This is a genomic window from Aliidongia dinghuensis (assembly GCF_014643535.1).
Classification (GTDB): domain Bacteria; phylum Pseudomonadota; class Alphaproteobacteria; order ATCC43930; family CGMCC-115725; genus Aliidongia; species Aliidongia dinghuensis.
Map to the genome: position 1 here is coordinate 279,470 of NZ_BMJQ01000001.1, position 21,236 is coordinate 300,705.

The window sequence follows — 21,236 nt, forward strand, 5'->3', positions numbered from 1 at the left end:
TGGGACCCGAGCCGAACTCGTTCTACAGCCGACTTGGGTCGGCTGCGGCCATCCGTTGCCAACGTTGGAATGGCCCACAGTAAATCGGTCGAAGACGCTGTGCTGTCAATCGCCGCCTGGCCGCACCATCTCAACCTTCAGCGAACCCTCGGGTGTGAACCGGCGAAATGCTTCGACGCCGATCGACACGCCAAAGCACTGATCCGACAGGAAACCGGAGCGTCAAGTAGTCGCGCCGATTCACAAGACCGCTCGTCGCTGCGGGTGGCAACAGACGCACCGCATCTGTCAGCCAGTCACCGCCCCAGAAGCAGGCGAGATCGCATATTCCCATCTGAACGCCACATTGGCGATTGACTGGAGTTTCTTGGACGACCCTGCGCCTGAGCCGCCGTCGCAGATCCCAAATTCTGCCCCTTGAGCTTGGAGCGTTTGGATGATTGCAGAGAAGTCCGAATCGTTTGTGATTAGAAGGAAGCGTCGGCAACCGTCGAAGAATTGCTCTACGATAGTGCTGACAATGGAGACGTCGACAATACTTTTTTGCCGGGCGATGACCGTTGAGTCGAATTTCAGCAACGCGAGATCGTGAAATGAAAATCCGTCAAGATCATCAATATTTGCGCCATTAAGCAATTCATCACGAGCTTCGACGAACGAATCTAGAAACGAGATTTTGTATCCAGAATCCTGTATTCTTTTTTGTTCCGCCTCGCTGAGCCACGCGTCTTGGTAGAATATCGGAAAAGCGCCAGATTCTATGCCAATCTTATTGCCGTAAAGCACTCCTATGCTGCCAATCAAGTCATTTAGTTCGTGAATGCTAGGCCAGCGGCGATGCGCACGCTTGAAGCCTAAGCGAAGGTGGTACCCGTCGACTATGACGCAGAAATCAAAGTTCAAATGAATTTCGGTGAGTTCAATATTGCTCATTTTGTCCTCAGATGTCGTAAGGCGGTCGTATTTACTTATATTCGATTCATGCGGTTAGGCGCTCGATCTATGGCAATCTTTAGGTTTGCGCAAAGTATAGGGTCACTGACCGTTAGCCGCGGGCTTGTTGCCGGTCGCGTCGGCGTCGGCCTTGCACATGTAGACGCCGGTCTTGGTCATGCCATAGTGAACCGTGCCGGGCATGTGGTAGATGCCGGAATCGGTGTTGAGCCACACAACGCCCAAGGGCAGTGTTTCTGCGCACCGGTCACGGTCTTGTAGGTTGGGGGCTTGGCGAGCGCGGGAGAGGCGATAAAAGCAAAGGCGGCGACGGCAAAAAAAGTACGAGAAAGGTTCATTTCCGAACTCCAGTTTCTTGTGCCCGCATGATGGCGAACCGAGAAGGCCTCGTAAAGCCAGAGATAGAGTTAAAGCAGGCGCTCATCACCCTGGATTGACCAATGCTGCCGTTTCCTCGTACCGTCGCCACGTTCGAGGAGACGACTGGGGAACAAATGTTCAAGCACATCATTGCGGCACTTGCGCTCGTTTTCGCCCTTTCGTCGGCCGCTCCCGCGCTGGCGAAATCCACCCAAGGCGGTCACTACGCAGGCGGCCACAGCAGCAGCCACAAGGGCGGCCACTATCGGAACGCCCGCACCCACAACCACTACACCCATCACAAGAAGCACTGACGATCGCCGCCGCGGCGCATCGAGGGCCTTCGCGCCGCTTGGCGAGGGCCGCCCCGGTCGGCGACGATCGGGGCGCTCCCCGTATACCGATGAGCTACCCGTGAAATCCATTTCGCCGCTGATCGCTGGTCTCGTCACCGTCCTGGCCACTCCTGTCTCCCACGCGATGGCCTGGGGCGTCGAGGGCCATGCGGTGGTCGCCGGGATCGCCGAGGCTCACCTGACCGATGCGGCCCGCGCCCAGGTCCGGTCGCTGTGAGTCAGCACCGAAGCCTGACCCCACCGAAACTCTGCCAAATCCATTGATGGGTAACAGAAAATGTCGCCTTGCATGAGGGCACGACCGGCGCCGCTCGGATCTCGCACAAACCTCCATTCTGCCAATTCTTTCAGAATGTTAGGGCGAACGGAACGGGGGCAGGCTTCGATGCCAAATCACAGACATGGCGGGCGTTGAGCCTTCGGAAGCTCGGCTGGACCGGATGTCTTCAGTCTTCTTCCTTGCATTTCTGGAGCTTGACTCCGCGATTGCAAGGATGAACCGCGAAGTAGACGAGCTTTGCACAACCATTTCGATCGTTCCCAACGCGCAAAGAGAAGATTTATGGGAATGCGGCGAAGCTTGTCACGCGATTGGCGAAGATGTAGCAAAGTAACGGGTCTTCGAGGGTGCGCGCCGTGCCGCAGGTTACTTTTCAAATCTACAATCTCCGCCCGGTCCGCACAAAGACCGTCTATGCATTCGTCGACGCCGATATGGAAATCGGCGGCGTCGAATTTCGCGTCTGCGGGATCCAGGCCCGTCATCTGCCTGGTGGTGGCACCGCGGTTCATTTGCCGTGCTACCGGGACGTCGACGGCAGCTGGCGCGCCGCCGTCGACCTGCCCGAAGAGGTGCGGGACGCGTTGTCGGCGGCGGTTCTTGAGGTCCTGGTCGAGGAGGGCGTCGCCGTGGGTCGCGGGGAGGCCCCGAAGTCGGCTGCCGAGTAGTTCGGTTTTGCGAGAGATCGCGGCGGCTGCCCCTTGATCCTAGGATGCAGCCGTAGTCGTGGCCAGGAAGAGGCCACGTTCCAAGCGCCGGACGTCGACGGCTTCCCAGTTGGCACCGATCTGCTGGCACCGATCTGCCGAATCCACCTCGTCGCGTCTTCGGCCGTCGAGATCGTGTCAGCGCGGGCCGAGACCAGATACGAGAAGCTCTCGATACCAACGAACCTTCAGACGTCTACGCCTGGGACCTCACCGGTTCGCGCCCGGGATCATTGCCCGTTGCGGCTGGCACGGTCTCCGGCGGCATCTGCCTCCGCCTTGCAGACGAACGCCCCGTTCTTCGTGGCCCCGTACCAACGCTGCCCCTTGTAGTGATAGATGCCGGAAGGAAGATTGAGCCAGACGATGTAATCGTCCGGGCAGTGCTGTTGAGCCTGCTGCTCTGTGGGGAACTGCGCCAGCTGCGCCGCCGTCAAAGGCGCCGGTGCGGCCGTGATCAGCAGAAATCCGACGAGGACTCGAGCGAAGAACGCGCGAACCATGTTTCGTCCCTTCTTTGCCGGTTTCATGAGCTCGCGGCCGTGCACAACGAGGCGACTTCGACCTTCGCGTCGCTTCATTGGGAACCGCCAGCGATTGTCACGGCAGCCAGCAGTGCTTGCCATCTCGTGTCGAGATCGCTGACCCGGAGCGCTGTTTCGAGAGCCCCCTGGAAACCCCCGGACCTCGCTTGTGCGGCGGAGATCGCCACGAAGGCCTGGTCACGCAAGGCGGCAAGACAGGTGTCGGGATCTGTCTCCAGTTCGGCTTCCGCCCGAATTGCGTCTGATGTCCCGCTCAGGGCGGCCATGTCGACAGCGATCGAACCGAGCGTCCTTGCACGAATGGACGGAACTCGAACGGGCGACCTCTTGGCCGCGCGCCTGGGATCGGCCAAGAACTGTTCCCACTTCGCCTTGCTTTGCGGATCCGGCGCCGTCCTCAATCTCTCCTCGGCGGCTGCGATCGCTGGGTCTCGCCGCTCCTCGACCAACTCGCCCATGCTCCGCGTCTTCGCCATCGCTGCCGCGAAGTCCCCCATGACAGCCTCGAGCTCGATAGCTTGATCTGGCGGCGGCTCCCGCCTCGGTGACGCCCATATGCGTTGCCAGGCACTGAAGGCTCGGGTCGCTTCCGGCTGGTATCCCGCGAACGCCAGCGTTTTCGCGAGGCGGGCCAGGGCGGAGGCGCCCGCATCTTCCGCAGCACCGGCGGCGCCGGTCGCTAGGGACGCGAACCGTTGGACCGCCGTCGCGTCTTTCCGCTTGGCCGCGTCGGCTACGATGTCCAGCAGGACTTCTTCTCGGTCGCGCGGGCCGAGCGTCGACATTTCCTGGACAGCATCGTCGTAGGCGCCAAGTTCGACCAGGACGCCGATGGCCTGGCGACCGACGAGATGCAGCCGACTTCGCTGGCTCGGACCGGCGGGCGGGGCATCGGACCGCGCGGCGATCTCGGACGCCTTGCGCGCCGCGTCGATGGCCGCCGGGCGATCGCCAAGCTTCTCCAGGCGCCTTTCCTCGGCCAGCCACTCATCCAAGGTCAGGGTGTCGTCCTGCGGAACCAGAGATCTCGCGAGCGCAACGTCTCCTCTGTCGATCAGCTTGTCGACGGTCGCGTTCAGAACGTCGAAGGGCAGGGTCGGGATCGCCGGATCGCGGACGAACGACCGCGCCGCCTCTGCGCCCTGGCATTCCGCGAAGGCCTCCGCGGCCGACGCCGCCAGCCAACGCCTGTCGGACGCTTGGCTTCCCGTCCGAAGTAGCGCCAATGCCAGGTCCGCCGTGCGCCGAGCCAGTTCGGTGCCGCGACGCAAGTCTCGCGTTCCGCCAGGGCCGCTGGCGCACCAGGCAGTGGCCGCCTCGGACAGGATCATGACCTTCGGCAGCCCATCTGGGAATCCCTCTGCCAAATCGATCGAGGCTTGCATCTGGCCCGACATCGCGAGCGCCCCGGCGACGTCGGCCAATGCAAGCGCGGTGGAGCTCGACTGCGACAAGAAGCCCTTGTCCTTCGCCGCAGGAAGCTCCTGGACCCTGGAGAGAACCTCTTCCGCGCCGCCGACGTCCCCGGCCCCTGCGAGCGCCACGCCAAGCCTGCCGAGCAGGATCGCCTTCAGCTGCGGCTGAAGCTCCACGTCGGCGAGTGAAGCCGCCTCGCGATGCTCTCCCAGTCGCACGAGGTCTTCGATGACCGGGCCTCGCCAGAGCGGCCCAATTCCGTTTCCCCCATCGGCGAACAGCGCGGCCGCGCGGTGAACTACCCCTCGTGCAGCTTCGGGATATCCGCCTTTCGTCAGGGCAGTGGCGAGTTCGGTCAGGCGTGCCGCGTCGTTGCGAAAGTTGACGTCCGCGTTGCCCAATTTCGCCGAGGTGTCGGCAGCCGCAGAGGCGATGGCTTCCATGTCCTGGTCCGACGCACGTGGTATCGACCAGGCAGTCCCCACAACAATCGGCATTGCAAGAAGGCTGCTGGCAATCACGGTAAGCGCAGTCGCGACCAGGGGGCGGTCCCGTCCGTTTTGCTTGCCCAGGCGTTCGCCTCGCGTCGCGCGGACGCCGATCGCCCCTATCGGCACCACTCCACCCCGCGGCGCAGCTCAATGCTGTGGCAGGAGGACGGCATCTCCTGCGGGAACGGCAACTTGTCGCCGACCTTCCACAGCCCCAGGCGACGCATGATCTCCGGCATTTCCGAGTCAATCACCGCGAGCGGATTGCCGTCGCCGTACCGAGTCTGGCTTCGATAGTGCAACCGCTCGGAATAGGTCGCGGCGTTCGACGATCGCAGCACGGTGATGAAATAGGCGAACGGTGCGTTGAACGTGGGCTCGTCGAGGATGATGTCACCCGCGAGGGGGCCGGTCCTCACGAGACGGATTTCCTCGTTGTGGTTCTTGCCGGTGACCCCGGCAAAGGTTCCGACGAACCGGTTGGCCTGGCGGTCGTACGACAGCGCGAAGGTGGAGACAACCTGATTCCCGTTGGCGCTGAAAACGGACCTTGCCACGAGCAGCAACATTGGGGATCGGATATGGCTTCTGGCGAACACGATCCGTGCATCGAGGCTGTGATAGTTGCCGATGCTCTTGTCCCAGGAGCTCTTGGGGGCATCGACGTGCTCGAAATGCGGGAAGGGCGGGCCGGAGCAATCGAGAGCCGCACCGTGGGCGAGGCACATCGCTATCAGTCCGGGATCCCCGCCATCTAGAAGGACGTTTTCCGTCGACGGCCCTTGGATAGCGACAAACCGCCATGGAGTGACCGTCCGAAAGTCGCCGGTCAGATCGATGTCGGCGACGACGGTGCCAGCCGTGTCGTAGGTCTTCTGGAACCGGTCGATCGCAGCTTCGGCTGCGAGAGACGGGGGCTTCTCGGCGCTGTCGTTCGCGAGAGCGGGCGGGATGAAAGCCGAAGGCGCCGAGAGGATCGTCGCCCCAATGAGGATTGACGCTTTGAGGCGAACCATCCGACCGAACGACAACATGCTTGCTCGCGGAACGAAAAGTTGATTTCGATATCTTTAGCGCCTTGGGGTGGCATTGAATAGGGGCTGGCAACTGTGGCGGGTCCGTCGAAACGCCCTTCGGAGAGGCACTCCGAGCCTGCCGTCGGCCCCGTCAAGTTTGCTCCCGTCGCGGTAAGAGGGCGCGGATCCAAGGAACCGTCAGACCGAAGGCCGGGTCGCGGAGTTGGATCATGTCCCTGCAGGTATGGCTGTTCGCTACGGGGGCCGTTCTCCTCATGAAGTCATGGCGTCCTCAAAAATGACCGAAATCATTCTCGAAACCGCCCGCCTGCGCCTGGTTCCCTATCGCATGGACCATCTGGACGGCCTCCATGCGATGTCGTCCGACCCTCGCGTCGTCAGGTATCTAGGCGGCGTCACCAAGACGTTGGAGGAGACGGTCGCGGCGATAGAGTGCCAGATGGGCCGCTGGGAGGCGCACGGATTCGGCTGGTGGACCTTCTTCAGGATCTCCACGGGCGAGATCATCGGTGCGGGCTGCATCCAATACCTGGCAGGAATCGTCGGGAGTCCGCTGGAAATCGGCTGGCGGCTCAGGCCGGATCACTGGGGCCAGGGCTTTGCCACCGAAGCTGCGAGAACAATGGCGGCCTTCGCGTTCGACCAGCTGAAGGCGCCTGAACTTCTCGCGGTCGCGCACCCGGAGAACATCGCCTCGCGCCGGGTGATGGAGCGCCTCGGCATGCGGTATCGCGGCATCGAGCGCTGGTACGAAACGGACGCCGCCACGTATGAAATCGGCGCCGCCGAATGGCGCGAACGGCAGGCTGCGAACGAAGGCTGAGCGGGTGGTCGGTTTGGACAGCGTTTTTGAGCGGTGATCTGGATTTACGCCAAGAGCGGACTGTCACTGTGGCGTGGATAACGCCCGAACGGTATTGATTGAATCGGACCACCGCTGCGCCCAGATAAGCCTGGTTCCCTGCCGCCGGAGCCCGCGTCATGGCCGCTCAACTCAATCACACCATTGTCTGGTGTTCGAACCGGAGGGCCTCGGCAAAGTTTCTGGCCGAGATGCTGGGCCGGTCGGCGCCGACCCACTTCGGCCACTTCGACGTCGTCGAGCTGGACAACAGCGTCTCCCTCGATTTTGCCGACGCCGATAGCCCGATCCGGCCACAGCACTACGCCTTCCTGATCAGTGAAGCTGACTTCGACGCCGTATTCGGCCGCATCAAGGATCGCGGCCTCGACTACTGGGCTGATCCGAGGGGCAGTCGGCCTGGTGGAATCAACCACAACGATGGCGGGCGCGGCGTCTATTTTCGTGATCCGGACGGCCACTACCTCGAAGTGATCACCCGGCCTTACGGCAGCGGCGGCTGACCGCCATCCCGCCAGGGCGACTGACCCGGCGAATGACCGGCGGAGCCCATCGGGGCGCAAATCCGGGCGGCCTAGTTCGTCGAGCCCGAGCATGCGAACGTGAAGTAGATCTTCCGCTCCGACCCATCGCTCGCTGACCGTTTTCAAAACTCTCAACCAACGACATAATCTATCGTGGATGGAATAATCCTGAGGGCGAATTTAGATACATGCAGCGAGAACTTGGCCACGGTTGTCGATCGAGAGATTGTTATGTCTGAAGAAGGTCGCCGCACTATAGGGGCACCATTAATATGGCTGATCCGCTTCTTAGTGATGCTTCCGTTTGCACCTTCGCTCATCGCGCTTTTCAGGGGCGTCTCCGCTTGCATTGCATCGACTGAATCTCTTGCATGTCAATACATCGGCTGGGCTATGATCGCGGCGCCTATCAGCGTCTTTGTGGCACCGGTTGGATACGAAGCTGGGCCGCGTCCTCCGAGTGTTTGGCCGATGGTAATATTAACGGCCGCATCAATGGCAGCAGTCTGGGGTTTGTTGAGTTATCTGCTGTTCAAACTGGCCACGGCTCCATCGAAGAACAACCCGGCTTCGTAAGCCCCGGCACGATAAGCGATCCATTGAAAATCTGTGCAGGGCGCGCGTCGTTCGCGTCCGCGTCCCAAGCGTGATTCACGCTACAGCGACGGTGGCGGCGCGCCTTGCTTCGTCCGGATGGAAAACGTAACGAGATACCTGCATGCTGACCGCCCCGGCGAGCGAACGCGCCGCGGAGCGACAACCAGAACGGAGAAACCGATGAAGCGGATTGTGAGCGTGGCGCTGCTGGCCCTCGTGCTGGGCGCGGGGCTTTCACCGGCGGCCTACGCCGCGCCGAACTGCACCACCGGCAAGCCGTGCGGGGACACCTGCATCGCCAAGGACAAGACGTGCAACATCGCGCCGAAGCCAGCCAAGGAATGCAAGACCGGCAAGCTCTGCGGCGACACCTGCATCGCGAAGGACAAGGTCTGCAAGAAATAGGCTCCGGCCGAGCACGGCGGCCGCGCCCTCGCGGTCGCCGGTCTGCGAGTTGCAGGTGCGTTGCTGATCCCGGTCCCTCGCAAGCGACCAGGGGCAAGCGTGCCCCGCGCACGACCACGGTCATGCGGATCCCTCACACCGCTCCGAAACGTCCCTCTCTCGAGCGAATCCCGTTTCTCCTCGAGGTGGTCGACCAATTCGGTCGGCCGCGCTGGGCTCGACCTCTACCAGTGAGGTTCACCACGTGGGGTAGTTTCAATTTCCGGCTACCCTAAGGCGTGCGTCTTAGACGGAGGACGACATGCCTGAAGTTACACTTACCAAAAACAGCACTGATGGCTGGCGGTTTGGGCGAAGGACAGACCTTCCAGCCTATAATCGATTTGGAAACGTCCATAACGGAGACACGACTCAAAATGCCGTGGGATCACTCCCAGTTATGGGTGCCCCAGACCTGGGCACTCTTTTTGTCCGGCAACCAACATACGAATATGTCGATACAGGCTTCTGCCAGGTTCATCAGTCGAACATACTTTGGTCCGATTCGGCCTCGTGGTGCACGATCGTGACCCTGTGGCAGATGGGCCGGGCCGGGCTGGCTCACGTCGTGCCGAGCGGCACGTCGGCCAACGACACGCGGGCTTTGCTAAACCTGTACAACGCCACTCCGTCGGAGATTCATCTCGCGACGAAGCCCAATTTCTTTGATCTCGCAAACGGTTTTCAGTCCGTTCGGGCGACGATCCGGACCCACTACGGCGCCCAATATGCCGGTATCAAAGTATTTCTGATCAATGGTTACAACGGTCACGATTGGGCGCAGGAGCACCAGCTTGCCGTCGACCCGAAAGCCGGAGCGTATCCGGTCTTCAACTGATCGGATCGCGACTGAGATCGTCTAGTTTGCTGGGCAACATGGCCCCGACTAAAGAACGCGTCTAGCAAACTAGACATTTCACATTTCCGCCGCCATTGGCGCGGCGCGCTTCAGAAGTCCCATCTTGCACTGACGGGCGAGCGGTCGGACCCTCGCGGGTGTGTATGCGCCTCGCCGTGTATAGTACGAAGGGATTGTAGACACCTCTTCAGAATGACGGAAACTATCCCGATCGGACTAACGATCTTCGACATCCCGGCCTGGCGAAATTCATGAGGATCCACCATGCTGCTTCTGGAATTCCGGACTCTGTATTTTGAGGACCTCAGCGTCGGCATGACCGAAATTTATCAAAAGACGGTCAAATCATCAGACGTTATTGGTTTTGCGGAGATCAGTGGTGACCGAAACCCCATTCATCTATCCGAGCATTTCGCAGCCAAGACCCCGTTCAAATCGCGTATCGCCCACGGACTCTATACGGCAAGCCTGCTCTCGGCCCTGATCGGCACGCGCCTGCCGGGGCCCGGCGCCGTATACATATCCCAGACCCTGCAGTTCAAAGCGCCGGTCAAGATCGGCGACACCGTGTTCGCGTCGGTGGAGGTTGCGGAGCTCGTGCCCCATGGGCGCCGCGCCAGGCTCGCCTGCAAGTGCAGCGTCGGGGAGAACGTCGTCCTCGAGGGGGAGGCGATTGTGAAAGTGCCTGCGCGCCCGACGGCAGCCGCCGCCACTCCGCCGATGCCGACGTAATAGTCAGCACCGGCCACGGCACCATCTGCCGCCATCCCGAGCCCTTGGTCGCGACGGCCGGATCGTTGGAGCGTTTGGGCGTTCGCAGGCGGTGGGGCCTGAGCCGAGTGGCGTTCCAGGCGCGGAAACTCTATTCCCGGCTGCGAGTGCAGCGATCGATGAATTCCGAGACCAGGCCGGTGACGTCGGCCGGTCGCTCCAGGCTTGGCAGATGGGCGACGCCGGTCATCTGGAGGGCCGAGCCGTTCGGCATGGTCGTCGCTACATGGCGGCTTCGCTCTTGGATGTGCGGAAAGTCCAGGTCACCCCAGATCACGAGCGACGGCGCAGAGATCTCGCCCAACCGGTCGAACGCGGGCGAAATGTCCAGATTCGAGCCGACGGGCGGCGAGCGGAGCGCGATCGCGTTCATGTCGAGGAAGAGTTGGCGCGCCGGGCCTGGGACACGGCCTTCGGGTTGCAGCGGACCGTCGAGCCAGAGGCGGGCCTTGACCGCGTTCGCTCGATCCCGGGCGTTGACCGCCTCGGCCTCCTTCAGCTGGATCATCAGGTCTTCGGCCTCGGGCGGGTAGGACGCCTTGGGCATGCCGCTCACGGAGGGCGCTATGAGGACCAGGCCGCGGACCGACGACGGTCGCCGAAGTGCCGCATCGAGCGCGATCTGTCCGCCCTGCGAGCATCCGACGAGGATCGCGGGCGCTCCGTTCGCTAGCGCATCGATCACCGCCAAGAGGTCGGCGACCGGGGAATGGTCCTCCGCTTCCGCATGGGTCTCGCCGAAGCCCCGCCGGTCGTAGGCGATCGCCCTGTTGTTCGCGCCGACGCCATCGAGTTGGGCTCGCCACATGCGCCTGTCGCAGACACCGGCGTGCAGGAAGACAACGGGATCGCCGTCGCCGAGGACCTCCGCGGCCAGCGCGGCGCGACCGGACGAAACCTGATGGGTGGAACTCATTGTTCGTCCTGAAAAACGTTGCGGAGGGGCCAGCATTGCCTTGCGGAGAGAACAACAATAGCGGTCCCTAGCGGACTGTCTCTAGCGTTCGCACCACAACGTCTTCGCCCTTGCACCTGAATGACTTCTCCGCCTTGATGGCCCAGAGGTAGGTGACGATGGCGCACGGGAAGAGCGACGCGATCGAATAGGCGACCCCTGCGCCATGCAACGTGACGTTGGGCATCGGCGCCGTTTTCGAAAGCCTCGATAGATTGAGCCCCGACATCCAATTCTCCATCGACAGACCGGACCGGTTCGACCGACGACGTGTTCCGCGGCCATGTCCTGCAATTTGGGCGACCGAGACCCTGTTTCCGTCATCGGGCACCTGCCGGTCCGCCCGAGTTGATCCCGAGGCTGATCCGGCCGTTCGTCAGCACCTGCCGCCTGGGCACGCCGCCTGCGCGTCGTGCAGGTACTGGGTCCAATCAGTCGCGATGCCCTTCTGGGCGGAGGCGAGGTCCATGGCGCCGTCTTTGACCTGCTTGGCAAGGTAGTTTTCGACGGTGTCCTTCTCCTTGAAATATCGCTTGCCCAGCGCCACGCCGGAGGGCCCGCACTGCGGCCAGATGTTGTCCAGCGTGTCGGCGCCTCCGAGCTCGAGCGAGACCAGGTGGTCCAACTCGCAGGTTTGCGAGGACCCCGTGTTGTTCTGCGGGTGGGGAATCGAATACCAGGCGTAGGTCTGGTTCTTTTCCGCCTCGGTCGACGCGTCGTTCCGCACGCATTTGGTGGTGAAGCCCGGCGCCCTCAGCACGTCCGCCGTGAGCGTGGGGTTGACCGCGCCCGGCGTGCAAGCCGGGTCGGGAATCGGAAAGCCGTTGCTCATGCGAACATGACATTGCCCGGCGGCCTGTCCGGACACCGGCTCGAGCGGCGTCGATGCTTTGTCATCGATCGAGAACTGGCCGCAGGCGGCGGGTGCCCGTCGTTCCGCCGCGTGCGTCGGTCCAGGAACGACGAGCGCTGCAATGACCGATGCCGAGAGCACGATAGCTGGAAGGCGCATGACGGCCTCGCAATCAAGAGGGGATAAGCAAGTATACCATGACAACCATAAGGCGGCGAGTGGGGAGAACTCGCCAGGCTCACTCCCGTCCTGGAACCGACTGGTCACCGGGGCAGCGGGTACGGATGCGCCCAGTCTGCCCCGTGTCCCGACTGGGGGCCGAGATCGAATTTCCCTCGCCCGTGCGGAATAAAGGAGGACGGCCAGCGTCCATCTCCAGTCAGTTACTGGAGAACCACATGATTATCGAGACCCGCAGACCTGGGCTGGGCGCCGCTTTGGCCGCCGGGAGCATCGCCATTGTCCTGAACACCCTGGCCCTCAAGGCGGCAGACCTGATCTCCTTGCCGACGGGGAACGGAGTTCTCCTGCGTCTAATCACGCCCTGGCTTGCGCCCCTGCTGCGAGGCTCTGGCGTCGCGGGTGCCTGGGCCGCCGCTGGCGGTCCCGCTGCCGAATCGCCGGGTTTTCTGACCGGCTTCCATCTGGCGGTGGGAATTCTTATGGCGATCGCCTACTGGCTCGCTTTCGAGCCCCGACTTCCAGGACGTCCCGTGGTCAAGGGGCTGCTCTATGCTCTCGCGGTCTGGCTGCTGAACGCCTTCGCGGTTCTCCCGGCAACGGGAGAGGGCATCGCAGGTGCAGCCCATTTGACGGTCGCTGGGATGATCTGGTTCGCCGCCGTCCACACGCTGTTCTTTGTAGCGTTGGCGGTGCTCTATGCTGACTTCCGAGCCACGCGGCATCCGCGTTTGCCGAAGTAGATGCGCCGGGCGGCAGCGTACGGATCGTGGCAAGGCGCGAAAGAAAGGAGCTTGCTCGAGCCAACGGACCGTCGGTATCCCTGGCATTCGGTGAAGCCCGCGGCCAGGAAGAGCATCGTGGCCTTGCCGATCGAACACCGCCCTCTCAAACCCAAACTTGAGTAACCCCATGCGCAAGCTGATCGTTGTTCTCGCTGCCTTGGCCATCGTCGCGCCGACAATCCAGAGCGCGATGGCACAGACGCGTCATCGGGTCCACCACCGGAGGCATCATGCCCGGCACCATGTGCACCATCGGCCGCACGTCCCCGCCTCGCAGTACCGCTAGCTCATAGAGTTCCCGCACCACGGTTGGGTGCACACGAATTGCGGCGCCGCGCCGACCAAGGTGTCGCCGAACGACTGGCTCCGGACGCTTGGCCCGGACGGCCAGCGCAGCGACGACCTTGAGGGCAGCGCCGAATATTGCGGGCTTTGGGCGCGACAGTAGCGGACGAGTCCGGCTCGTCGGCCGACGATACCGTCAATCGAGGGCCGGAAGGATGGTGGCGAGGGCGGCCACGGTCTCGGCGGGCCGCGCGCCGGTCGGCGGCAGGTTGAGCAGCGCGTGGTGCACGCCAGCGTCCCGCATCGCCTCCAAGACGGTCGCCAGGCCGCGGATCCCCGTCCGATAGCCGAGGTCGATCGGCGCCGCCGGAGCGCTCGGGGCCTCGACCAGCTCGACCCGGACCGCCACGCTGAAGCTCCGGAACGCTCCAGGGGCAACGCGATCCACCGCCCGCCGCCAGAGGGCGTAGCGGTCGCGCTGGATTTCCGGCGGGCGGTGATAGGTCGCCCAGCCCGTGGCGTTGCGCGCGATCCATTCGAGCGTCTGGCCGCCGGAGCCGACCGCGAGCATCGGGATCTCCGTCGCGGCGGCGGGACGAAGCTCGAAGGCCACCGCAGGCTCGGCAGGGGGCGGCAGAATCCGCGGTGGCTGCTCCAGCGCCGCCGCGAGCCGCATCCAATGGTCTCGATACAGGTCCTTGTGATCGCCGGAATCGGCGCCGAACGCGGAGAACTCCTCGCGCCGGTCGCCCGAGCCCAGCCCAAGCACGAAGCGGCCGCCGCTGAGGCGGTCGAGCGTGATCGCGGCTTTGGCGAGATGGAGCGGGTGACGCAGGGTCAGGACCGTCGCAGCGGTCCCGATGACGATGCGGAACGTGCGCGCGGCGATCGCGCCGAGCATGGCTATCGGGTCGGGGTGCCCGAACGCTTCCGGATACCAGGGTCCGTTGAGCGGCACGTCGCGCACCCAGACCGCCGAGAAGCCCAGTTCTTCGGCCAGCGCCGCGAGGCCCACCTGCTCGCCAAAATCGACCTCTGGTCCATCTCACGGTCGAACCGGCAGGACCGGCCCGATGGAGAGCCTGCCATCCCCGAAAAGTGTCGAGCGTTCATTGGACACGATCGGCATCGCTCAGTACCTCCTTGGGCTGGACCGCGGCTCGGGCGCTCTCCGCCTCGAACGCAACGGATGCGCCCTCGCGTTGGGCGTTCGGCGCCTAATCACAGTCCGCACCGCATGTGTCTTGTCGGTGTAGACGACCAAGATCGTTTCCCGCTCGTACCTCGTCGGCCCCGCTTTCTCTCACCCCATCAAATACAACGCAGGCATGCTATCATCCGCAAAAGCCCGCCATGCGTGCATAGAGCTATCGAGCGACCCTCGCTTCTCTAATGCACGACGGGGTGGGTCACGGGAGACTGGGTTGCCTGAGCTGTCCAGATTTCTGTCGCCGGTCCGGGACCGTGAAAGCGGGGGAGGAGCTTGACGTGAAAAATCGGGATCAATGGAAGGAGAGCAAGTTCGTCTTCAGAAAGGGAAGACTTGTCGCTTCGTCTGATCCCGGAGAGGTAAGCTTAAGCTCAAGATTGATCGCTACGATCGTTGCGGGGCGCTACCAGGACGCGTTTCCGGTGCATGGAACGGGGCGTCTCTTGGACCTCGGCTGCGGTAAGGTGCCGCTCTACGCTGCCTATAAAGAATACGTGACGGAAATCATCTGCGTCGACTGGGAGAACACGCTCCATGGGGGCGAGTACCTCGATCGGCAAGTGGATCTTTCGAACCCATTGCCGTTCGCCGATGGGGAATTCGATACGATTATCCTTTCGGACGTGCTCGAACACATTTCGGCCCCGGACAATCTTTGGAACGAGATCGTGCGCATCCTCGCCGTGGGAGGAAAGATCATCATGAACGTCCCGTTTTATTATTGTTTGCACGAGCAGCCGCACGACTACTATCGATACACCGAATTTGCTCTGCGCCGTTTCGTGGCCAACTCGAACATGACTCTGATAAGCCTCGAGCCGATCGGCGGGGCACCGGAGATTCTGGCCGATGTAGCCTCAAAGGTCGCGACCCGCATCCCCAAGGTCGGCAGGCTTGTCGCGCGACTCATTCAGTTTCTCGGTCTGTGGTTCGTCAAAACCAAGCTAGGCCGGAGAATCTCTTCCGCGACGGCGGCCGACTTTCCGTTCGGCTATTTCATGATCGCTCAAAAGTCGTAGGGCCGAATCTGGTGTCAAACCCGATCGGTCGAACCCGGTCCGAAGCGGGGGCAAGCTAGGACCGCCAAAGCTCCCGACGCCGGAACGCTTGCAGGAACTTCTATTCGCCGCCGCGCGCATGGGCCGCGACGACGTGGTTCCCGCCTTGGTCCAAGCGGGCGTCGACCTGGAGGGATGCGATCCCAAGGGGTACACCGCCCTGATCCTGGCGAGCTACAACGGCCACCCCGCCACGACGGCGCTGCTGCTGTCGCACGGCGCCCAGGTCGACGCTGGGGACGGCGAGCGCGGCAACACCGCGCTGATGGGCGTCGCCTTCAAGGGCTACGTCGAGATCGTGAAGATCCTGATCGACGGCGGCGCGGACGTGAACGCGCGCAATCTCGCCGGGCAGACGGCCCTGATGACGGCGGCGCTGTTCGGCCGTGACGAGATCATCGACATGCTCCTCGCGGCCGGAGCGGATCCGGCGCTTGCGGACGCGGCGGGGAACACCGTCGTGACGCTGGCGCGGTCCCAGGGGAACATGCGGCTCGTGGAGCGCTTCGGCGGCAAGTGACCGGCAGGCGGTTCCCGACGGGGCGTCGCGAGGCAGGCTGTGCGAAGACCCACCAAACATGCGAGCCTGCCCAGCGATCTTAAATCCGGTCTATGGCAAATAGCTTTCGACTGCTTCCGCTCCAAACGCCAGTCTTGCGGGTTGTGTGATCGCTGGCTCTCAACTAACCATGGGTTCAGCTACGCGGGCGAATTTTAGGTGGCCGGGGAGTTGATCGCCAATTGCGCGGCGAAAGCCCGCTGGTAGGCTGGCCGTGCCTCGCCGCGGGCGACATAGGCGGCCAAGTTCGGGTATTCGTCCAAGATGCCTGACATCCGCAGGCGGAGCAGCACCGACACCATCAACAGGTCGCCTGCGCTGAACGCTCCGTCGAGCCAGTCGGCATCGTCCAGGCGAGCGGACAACTGTCCTAATCGGACGCGGATCCGGTCTTTGACCAGTGGCAGGCGTTCCTGGGCCCAAGGCTTGTCGCCCTCGACCATCTTGGCGGTTGAGAGATCGAGGATTGGCGGCTCCACCGTGTTGAGCGCGGCGAACATCCATGTGATCGCCCGCGCCCTGGCATGAGCATCCTCCGGCAGCAGGCCGACGTGCTTCTCTGCGATGTGAAAGACGATCGCCCCTGTCTCAAACACGGCAAGATCGCCCTCTTCATAGGTCGGAATCTGACCGAAGGGATGCAGCGCCAGATGCGCGGGTTCCTTCATCGCTGCGAACGAGACGAGGCGAACTTCGTAAGGCTGGCCCACTTCTTCAAGCGCCCAGCGAACGCGCGTATCGCGCGCCAGTCCTTTGCCGCCGTCGGGCGACCGTTCGAAGGCGGTAATGGTTGGGGTCATCGCGTCCGTCTCCTTGCTTGAGCCAACGGCGGCGTCACATGACGAGGACGAATGAGCCTGTCGGAAACCGACATCGTTCTTTGAACATCATCGCAGAAGCGACGATTGCCGGAGCTCGCTTCCGGCCTGGGTTTTGGTAGAGGATTGACCAGGAAGCCAGAGCCGCTTGTCCCGATCGGACCGATGTCCGCCTTTGCTGTGCAGCTTCCCCAAAGCGGACCGAGGACTAACACCGGATCGCTGACTTGGACGCGATCTCCGGGGATCCAGCCGTGCCCCTCGTTTCCGGCCGCGTCGTCGACGAGATGCGCGCACGCGAAGCGGAACATCGATTGACCGATCGTGTCGAGGGCGGACAAAAACTCGGTCATCTGTCGGAGTACCCAGCGAGCGCGTCCCGCCAAGTCGGAAGGAGATTCCGGTTCTCGGCGACAATACGGCAGGGCTTGCCGCTCGCTGTTCGGCAATGCGCGAGGGCCTGCTGACGAGCGTCTTCGATGGAGCGACTCGCGAAATTCCAATAGGCGCCATTGCCGTCCGAAGGAAGCGCCAACGCCTTCTCGGTCGGCGCGCGAAGGTAGTCTTCGACGCTGCTCCGATCCCGTGCCGCCAATGTCGACATCAAGGATCCGAAAGCTTCGGTTCCTTCCATCGCGGGGAGGGCGTTCGCGCGCAGGAAATCTTCGATCTTGGGCTCGGTCAGATCGTTGGCTGCCCACTTGAACAGAGTGTGGCCGTCGGTACCAATGGGTGGGAACATCGTGAAGTCAGCCTTCCCGCCGGAGCCGCGGTAGCCGTCCAACATGCGTCCGACGAGCTCGGGCCGGAACCAGGGATCGTTCTCGGCGTAGAGCCACAGCGTCGGCACGCGGGCCGCGCCGAACGAGGAGACCTCGCCCGCCAAGTCCGCCTCGAACGGGCCGCAAGCCGGGTTCTGCTCGAACTGCCTGGCATCGTGGTAGAGACCGCCGGAGACGTTGACGACCGCCGTCAGCGGGCGGTCTGGCCGAGCTGCAAGGTCGAGCATCGAGACGCCACCGATCGACACTCCGAGGCCCAGCGCGACGTTGCGGTCGACGTCTGGCCGCGTCCGGAGCGAAATCAGCGCAGCCTCCAGGTCGTCGGCGTGCGCGTCGAGGAAGCGCGCGACCTCGGGCCGGATGCAGGTCCCGGCCTCGTTCTGGACGGTACCGCTCGAGCCGCCGTAGCCGCGCCATGCGATCGCCGCGGCCAGCCAGCCGCGATGGGCGAAATCGTGCGCGAGGTGGGCCAGTCCCTCGGCGTGCAGACTCCGTGGTTCCTTCGAGGAGCCGTTCACGATGAGCGCGATCGGGAGGCGGGTGCCGGTCACCGGGCGGACGATCAACGTCTCGAGCTGTTCGGCGTGCCCGGCGATCGTGACCGGCAGCGCCGTTTGCTCCTCGACGACGGTCGGGTCGGCTGCGGAGGCAGTGCAATGCAGCTCCATCGCGATGAAAACGAGCGCGAGGATCTGGCATACGCGTCGGATCAAGACGGCCGCACCTAGCAGATGGCAACGGATTCGGGCCGAAACCGGCGCCGATGAGGCGATGAAGTCCCTTCTCGTTCAGGACTGGGCGGTTGCTCTGCCCGTTGTGCTGCGTCGTTCCCACGCGATTCCCAGGATCGCCAGCCCGACTGCTAACGTGGCGAGACTGCCAGGTTCAGGAAGGGAGATGTCTTCCGTCAGGTTTGTGATCTCAGCTCGGACGTACCCGGAGCCGTCCGTTCCAGGGTAGAACTCGACCCAGGCGCCTTGGCCGTTCTGATCCCAAGTGTAGGGGATCGAAGACAGCGAGTAAGGCGCAGTCGGCAAGTTCGTACCCCCATCGGGTGTCAGGAAGTCCGTGAGCGAATTCAGAAAAAGCTCGATCCCCGAGACGCCCAGCGGTAGGCCGGAACCCGAGAAGGTTGCCCCTCTCCCGGCGTTGGCATAAAGGACCGCCTCGTAGTTCCCGAAGGCATTGTCTTGTATCTGAAACGAGCCCGGGCCGCTGGCGAGCGAATACAATACGGATGCCTGGGGAACCGAAACACTGATGGCGGAAACCGCAGTGTCATACTGAGCCGACGCGCCAGCGTTGTAGGTGTAGCCCGGAGACGACGTGTCGTAGGTCACTTGCCCGCTAACAGACATACCGTCGTGGATGCTCGAGGCATTGGAGTATTGGACGATGCCGGTGTAGTCCCAGGCGATGACCTCGGCCTTGGCCGAGCCGACTGCGGCGATCAACAAGGCGAAGAGGGCGGCGGGGACTCTGCGCATGATCGCGACCTTCCGGGAAGATGCTGGAACCTACGTCCTTCGGACTTGGCGGACCTTCTCATCCTACATGTTGCGTGTCGAGCGAGAAATCATCTCGTGGTTGCGGCTCCGGTCGACGGGGCGCTAACCTGACCTCCGAGCCGCAGCAGGTTCCCCGAGATTGCGCAACCTGTGAATCGGCACGGGGTCTGAACGCCGATCGGCGCCCCAAAGCAATGTTCTCAATGGACAGCGCGGGGTGACATCATCGTGCCGTCTCCAGGTCGAACGCCGGTGGATTGCCCCGATCTTCCGACTGGCCCATAGTCGCGGCGAACTCCACCGCGGATTGTGTCCCATGAGATCGGTGCTCTTGCTTGTCGGCGCTTTCTGCGCGCTTTCCCTGTTACCGGGCAGCGGCTTGGCCGCCGAGCAAGTTCTACGCCTGGTTAGCCCGGGCGAAGCCGAGAGCTTCGACCCGGCCCATCGCCACTTCGCTGCCGACAGAGTGCTGGGCACCATCCTGCTCGAGGGGTTGACGAGGGAGGACGGAAACGGCGAACCCGTGCCCGGCGCTGCGGAGTCCTGGGAAGTCAGCGGCGACGGGCTGCGCTACGTCTTCCATCTGCGTCCGAATGCACGGTTCAGTGACGGGCAGCCGGTGACAGCCGAGAACTTCGTTTATGCCGCCCGCCGGTGGGTCGATCCCAAGACTGCGTCGGAAGCCACGAACGCCATCGAGCCGGTGCTCCATGCGCGAGAGTGCATCGGCGGTAGGCTGCCGCCGGAAGCGCTGGGCATCGAAGCGATCGATCCGTTGACGCTGGCCGTGACCCTGGAGCGGCCGAACCCGTATTTCCCGGCGTTGGCCGGTCAGCTCGTGCCGATGGAGCAGGCTGTCGTCGAGCGATGGGGCAACGCCTGGACGGAGCCCGAGCACATGGTCTCGAACGGGCCGTTCGCGCTCGCCGAGTTCGTGCTTCACGGCACCGTCGCCTTCGTCAGGAACCCGCGTTACTGGAACGCGGCGAACATCAAGCTCGATCGCGTGACGTTCGCCAGCGTCGAGAATTCCCGCACTGCGCAGCGCATGTTTCAAGCGGGCGAGGTCGATGCCGTCAGCCTCTCGTCGGAGGACTTCAAGAACGGCGGACCGCTGCCGGGGGCCCAGCTCCGGCTGCAACCGATCTACCGAGTCGCCTACCTGTTCTTCAACATGCGCAACGGCCCGCTCGCCGAAAGCCGCGGGCTGCGGCGAGCCTTGGCGCTGGCGCTCGACCAGGACACGCTCACGACGAAGATACTGAAGTCGATCAGCCAACCGGCCTTCGCCATGGTTCCCGCGATCTATGCGAACTATCCGCATCCTCGCGAGACCTTCGCCGATCGACCGATGGCCGAGAGGATCGCCGAGGCCCGCAAGCTTTACGCCGACGCTGGCTTCGGCCCCGGTCGTCCCCTTTCGGTGAAGGCCGTGCTCGGCGACAAGAAGTCGTGCGCCGCGATCCAGGAAATGTGGCGCGTGGCGCTCGGCTTCGTGGCGGAGTGCGATATCGAGGACGACCACGGCGCGGAGGAAGCCTACAAGACCGGGCAATTCGACGTCGGCGACAACGGCGACGGCGGGCCGGTGCCGGATCCCTACAAGATCATCTCCGACTTTCGCGGCCAGCCGGTCGGCGCGGAGAACACCGGCCGCTACGATTCGCCAGCCTATGACGCCACGCTGGCGGAGGCAGAGGAGACGTCGGATCTGACGGCTCGCGCCAAGAAGCTGGCGGAGGCCGAGCGGGTCCTACTCGACGACCAGGCGGTGATCCCGTTGTCGTTTTCCAGCGGTGCCTACGCCGTGGCGCCTCGCGTCCACGGATATCGGATGCTCGCCTCGCGCGCGCTTTTCCTCGACGACACGACGGTCGATCCCTGAGCAAATGCCGCTGCTGGTCGCGCCTGTTCGGGCCGGTCGGCATCGAGCGATGGATTGGCGTTGCGGCATCGACGGGCTTGCGCGCGCCGCCTCGGGTGCTATGTCGCCGGAAGGGGATCCCGATACAGACGCCCGAGCAACGACTCTCGGCTCTC

At 63.2% G+C, this 21,236-nt stretch carries 23 protein-coding genes and 1 pseudogene; 12 read left to right on the plus strand and 12 right to left on the minus strand.

Annotated features, from left to right (window positions below; all coding sequences use genetic code 11):
- Window positions 1-288 precede the first annotated feature (288 nt).
- Entirely contained in the window at window positions 289-933 is a 645-nt protein-coding gene (locus tag IEY58_RS01335) for an NYN domain-containing protein (protein WP_189041638.1), read from the minus strand.
- A gap of 102 nt (window positions 934-1,035) precedes the next feature.
- Complete coding sequence (locus tag IEY58_RS01340; RefSeq protein WP_189041640.1) at window positions 1,036-1,179, minus strand: hypothetical protein; 144 nt, start codon at window positions 1,177-1,179, stop codon at window positions 1,036-1,038.
- Between the two features lie 215 nt (window positions 1,180-1,394).
- On the opposite strand from IEY58_RS01340, the gene IEY58_RS01345 reads away from it, so the two are divergent.
- The 3 genes from IEY58_RS01345 (at window position 1,395) to IEY58_RS01355 (ending at window position 2,618) form a co-directional block, all read left to right on the plus strand.
- A complete protein-coding gene (locus IEY58_RS01345) occupies window positions 1,395-1,628 on the plus strand; it encodes a hypothetical protein (RefSeq protein ID WP_189042549.1) in 234 nt (77 codons plus the stop codon).
- A 100-nt stretch (window positions 1,629-1,728) separates the two neighbouring features.
- The gene (locus IEY58_RS01350) at window positions 1,729-1,887 is read left to right on the plus strand and encodes a hypothetical protein (RefSeq protein ID WP_189041642.1); all 159 of its coding nucleotides are present in this window, start codon (window positions 1,729-1,731) and stop codon (window positions 1,885-1,887) included.
- A 419-nt stretch (window positions 1,888-2,306) separates the two neighbouring features.
- Complete coding sequence (locus IEY58_RS01355; RefSeq protein ID WP_189041644.1) at window positions 2,307-2,618, plus strand: hypothetical protein; 312 nt, start codon at window positions 2,307-2,309, stop codon at window positions 2,616-2,618.
- A gap of 269 nt (window positions 2,619-2,887) precedes the next feature.
- Here IEY58_RS01355 and IEY58_RS01360 read toward each other — a convergent pair whose 3' ends face one another.
- The 3 genes from IEY58_RS01360 to IEY58_RS01370 form a co-directional block, all read right to left on the minus strand.
- Complete coding sequence (locus IEY58_RS01360; RefSeq protein WP_189041645.1) at window positions 2,888-3,160, minus strand: hypothetical protein; 273 nt, start codon at window positions 3,158-3,160, stop codon at window positions 2,888-2,890.
- Between the two features lie 74 nt (window positions 3,161-3,234).
- Window positions 3,235-5,061, minus strand: coding sequence for an ATP-binding protein (locus tag IEY58_RS01365; protein ID WP_189041647.1), 1,827 nt, complete (start codon window positions 5,059-5,061; stop codon window positions 3,235-3,237).
- Between the two features lie 164 nt (window positions 5,062-5,225).
- Window positions 5,226-6,143 (minus strand): hypothetical protein, encoded by a 918-nt coding sequence (locus IEY58_RS01370; RefSeq protein WP_189041649.1) that lies wholly within the window; start codon window positions 6,141-6,143, stop codon window positions 5,226-5,228.
- 280 nt (window positions 6,144-6,423) lie between these two features.
- Between IEY58_RS01370 and IEY58_RS01375 the strand changes: the two genes are divergently transcribed.
- The 5 genes from IEY58_RS01375 to IEY58_RS01395 all read left to right on the plus strand — a co-directional run bounded on the left by IEY58_RS01375 (window position 6,424) and on the right by IEY58_RS01395 (window position 10,164).
- A complete protein-coding gene (locus IEY58_RS01375) occupies window positions 6,424-6,969 on the plus strand; it encodes a GNAT family N-acetyltransferase (RefSeq protein ID WP_189041651.1) in 546 nt (181 codons plus the stop codon).
- Between the two features lie 158 nt (window positions 6,970-7,127).
- Window positions 7,128-7,511, plus strand: a complete 384-nt coding sequence (locus IEY58_RS01380) for a VOC family protein (RefSeq protein WP_189041653.1) — start codon at window positions 7,128-7,130, stop codon at window positions 7,509-7,511.
- 798 nt (window positions 7,512-8,309) lie between these two features.
- Window positions 8,310-8,534 (plus strand): hypothetical protein, encoded by a 225-nt coding sequence (locus IEY58_RS01385; RefSeq protein ID WP_189041655.1) that lies wholly within the window; start codon window positions 8,310-8,312, stop codon window positions 8,532-8,534.
- Between the two features lie 565 nt (window positions 8,535-9,099).
- Window positions 9,100-9,411, plus strand: coding sequence for a hypothetical protein (locus IEY58_RS01390; protein WP_189041657.1), 312 nt, complete (start codon window positions 9,100-9,102; stop codon window positions 9,409-9,411).
- Window positions 9,412-9,699: 288 nt separating this feature from the next.
- On the plus strand, window positions 9,700-10,164 hold the full coding sequence (locus tag IEY58_RS01395; RefSeq protein ID WP_189042467.1) for a MaoC family dehydratase: 465 nt from the start codon (window positions 9,700-9,702) through the stop codon (window positions 10,162-10,164).
- Window positions 10,165-10,294: 130 nt separating this feature from the next.
- Here the strand turns inward: IEY58_RS01395 and IEY58_RS01400 are convergent, their stop codons facing one another.
- Both IEY58_RS01400 and IEY58_RS01405 read right to left on the minus strand, forming a co-directional pair.
- On the minus strand, window positions 10,295-11,155 hold the full coding sequence (locus IEY58_RS01400; protein ID WP_229743413.1) for an alpha/beta fold hydrolase: 861 nt from the start codon (window positions 11,153-11,155) through the stop codon (window positions 10,295-10,297).
- Window positions 11,156-11,534: 379 nt separating this feature from the next.
- Window positions 11,535-12,170 (minus strand): hypothetical protein, encoded by a 636-nt coding sequence (locus IEY58_RS01405; RefSeq protein ID WP_189041659.1) that lies wholly within the window; start codon window positions 12,168-12,170, stop codon window positions 11,535-11,537.
- 239 nt (window positions 12,171-12,409) lie between these two features.
- Here IEY58_RS01405 and IEY58_RS01410 point away from each other — a divergent pair, with 239 nt between their 5' ends.
- On the plus strand, window positions 12,410-12,934 hold the full coding sequence (locus tag IEY58_RS01410) for a hypothetical protein (RefSeq protein ID WP_189041661.1): 525 nt from the start codon (window positions 12,410-12,412) through the stop codon (window positions 12,932-12,934).
- Window positions 12,935-13,457: 523 nt separating this feature from the next.
- Here IEY58_RS01410 and IEY58_RS01415 read toward each other — a convergent pair.
- Window positions 13,458-14,279, minus strand: a pseudogene (locus tag IEY58_RS01415) (LLM class flavin-dependent oxidoreductase); the annotation flags it as partial.
- A 470-nt stretch (window positions 14,280-14,749) separates the two neighbouring features.
- Between IEY58_RS01415 and IEY58_RS01420 the strand changes: the two are divergent.
- Window positions 14,750-15,490 carry a class I SAM-dependent methyltransferase gene (locus tag IEY58_RS01420; protein WP_189041663.1) on the plus strand — a complete coding sequence of 247 codons (741 nt, stop codon included), beginning with the start codon at window positions 14,750-14,752 and terminating at the stop codon, window positions 15,488-15,490.
- An 88-nt stretch (window positions 15,491-15,578) separates the two neighbouring features.
- A complete protein-coding gene (locus IEY58_RS01425; protein WP_229743417.1) occupies window positions 15,579-16,049 on the plus strand; it encodes an ankyrin repeat domain-containing protein in 471 nt (156 codons plus the stop codon).
- 194 nt (window positions 16,050-16,243) lie between these two features.
- Here the strand turns inward: IEY58_RS01425 and IEY58_RS01430 are convergent, their stop codons facing one another.
- From IEY58_RS01430 to IEY58_RS01445, 4 genes are all read right to left on the minus strand, one after another.
- Window positions 16,244-16,888 (minus strand): glutathione S-transferase family protein, encoded by a 645-nt coding sequence (locus tag IEY58_RS01430; protein WP_189041665.1) that lies wholly within the window; start codon window positions 16,886-16,888, stop codon window positions 16,244-16,246.
- Entirely contained in the window at window positions 16,885-17,259 is a 375-nt protein-coding gene (locus IEY58_RS01435; protein ID WP_189041667.1) for a hypothetical protein, read from the minus strand. Before IEY58_RS01435 ends, IEY58_RS01430 begins: the two co-directional genes overlap by 4 nt.
- The gene (locus tag IEY58_RS01440; protein ID WP_229743418.1) at window positions 17,256-18,401 is read right to left on the minus strand and encodes a CocE/NonD family hydrolase; all 1,146 of its coding nucleotides are present in this window, start codon (window positions 18,399-18,401) and stop codon (window positions 17,256-17,258) included. The genes IEY58_RS01435 and IEY58_RS01440 overlap by 4 nt, the downstream gene beginning before the upstream one ends.
- Before the next feature lie 75 nt (window positions 18,402-18,476).
- A complete protein-coding gene (locus IEY58_RS01445) occupies window positions 18,477-19,175 on the minus strand; it encodes a hypothetical protein (protein WP_189041669.1) in 699 nt (232 codons plus the stop codon).
- 337 nt (window positions 19,176-19,512) lie between these two features.
- On the opposite strand from IEY58_RS01445, the gene IEY58_RS01450 reads away from it, so the two are divergent.
- A complete protein-coding gene (locus IEY58_RS01450) occupies window positions 19,513-21,081 on the plus strand; it encodes a peptide ABC transporter substrate-binding protein (RefSeq protein ID WP_189041671.1) in 1,569 nt (522 codons plus the stop codon).
- Window positions 21,082-21,236: the final 155 nt, after the last annotated feature.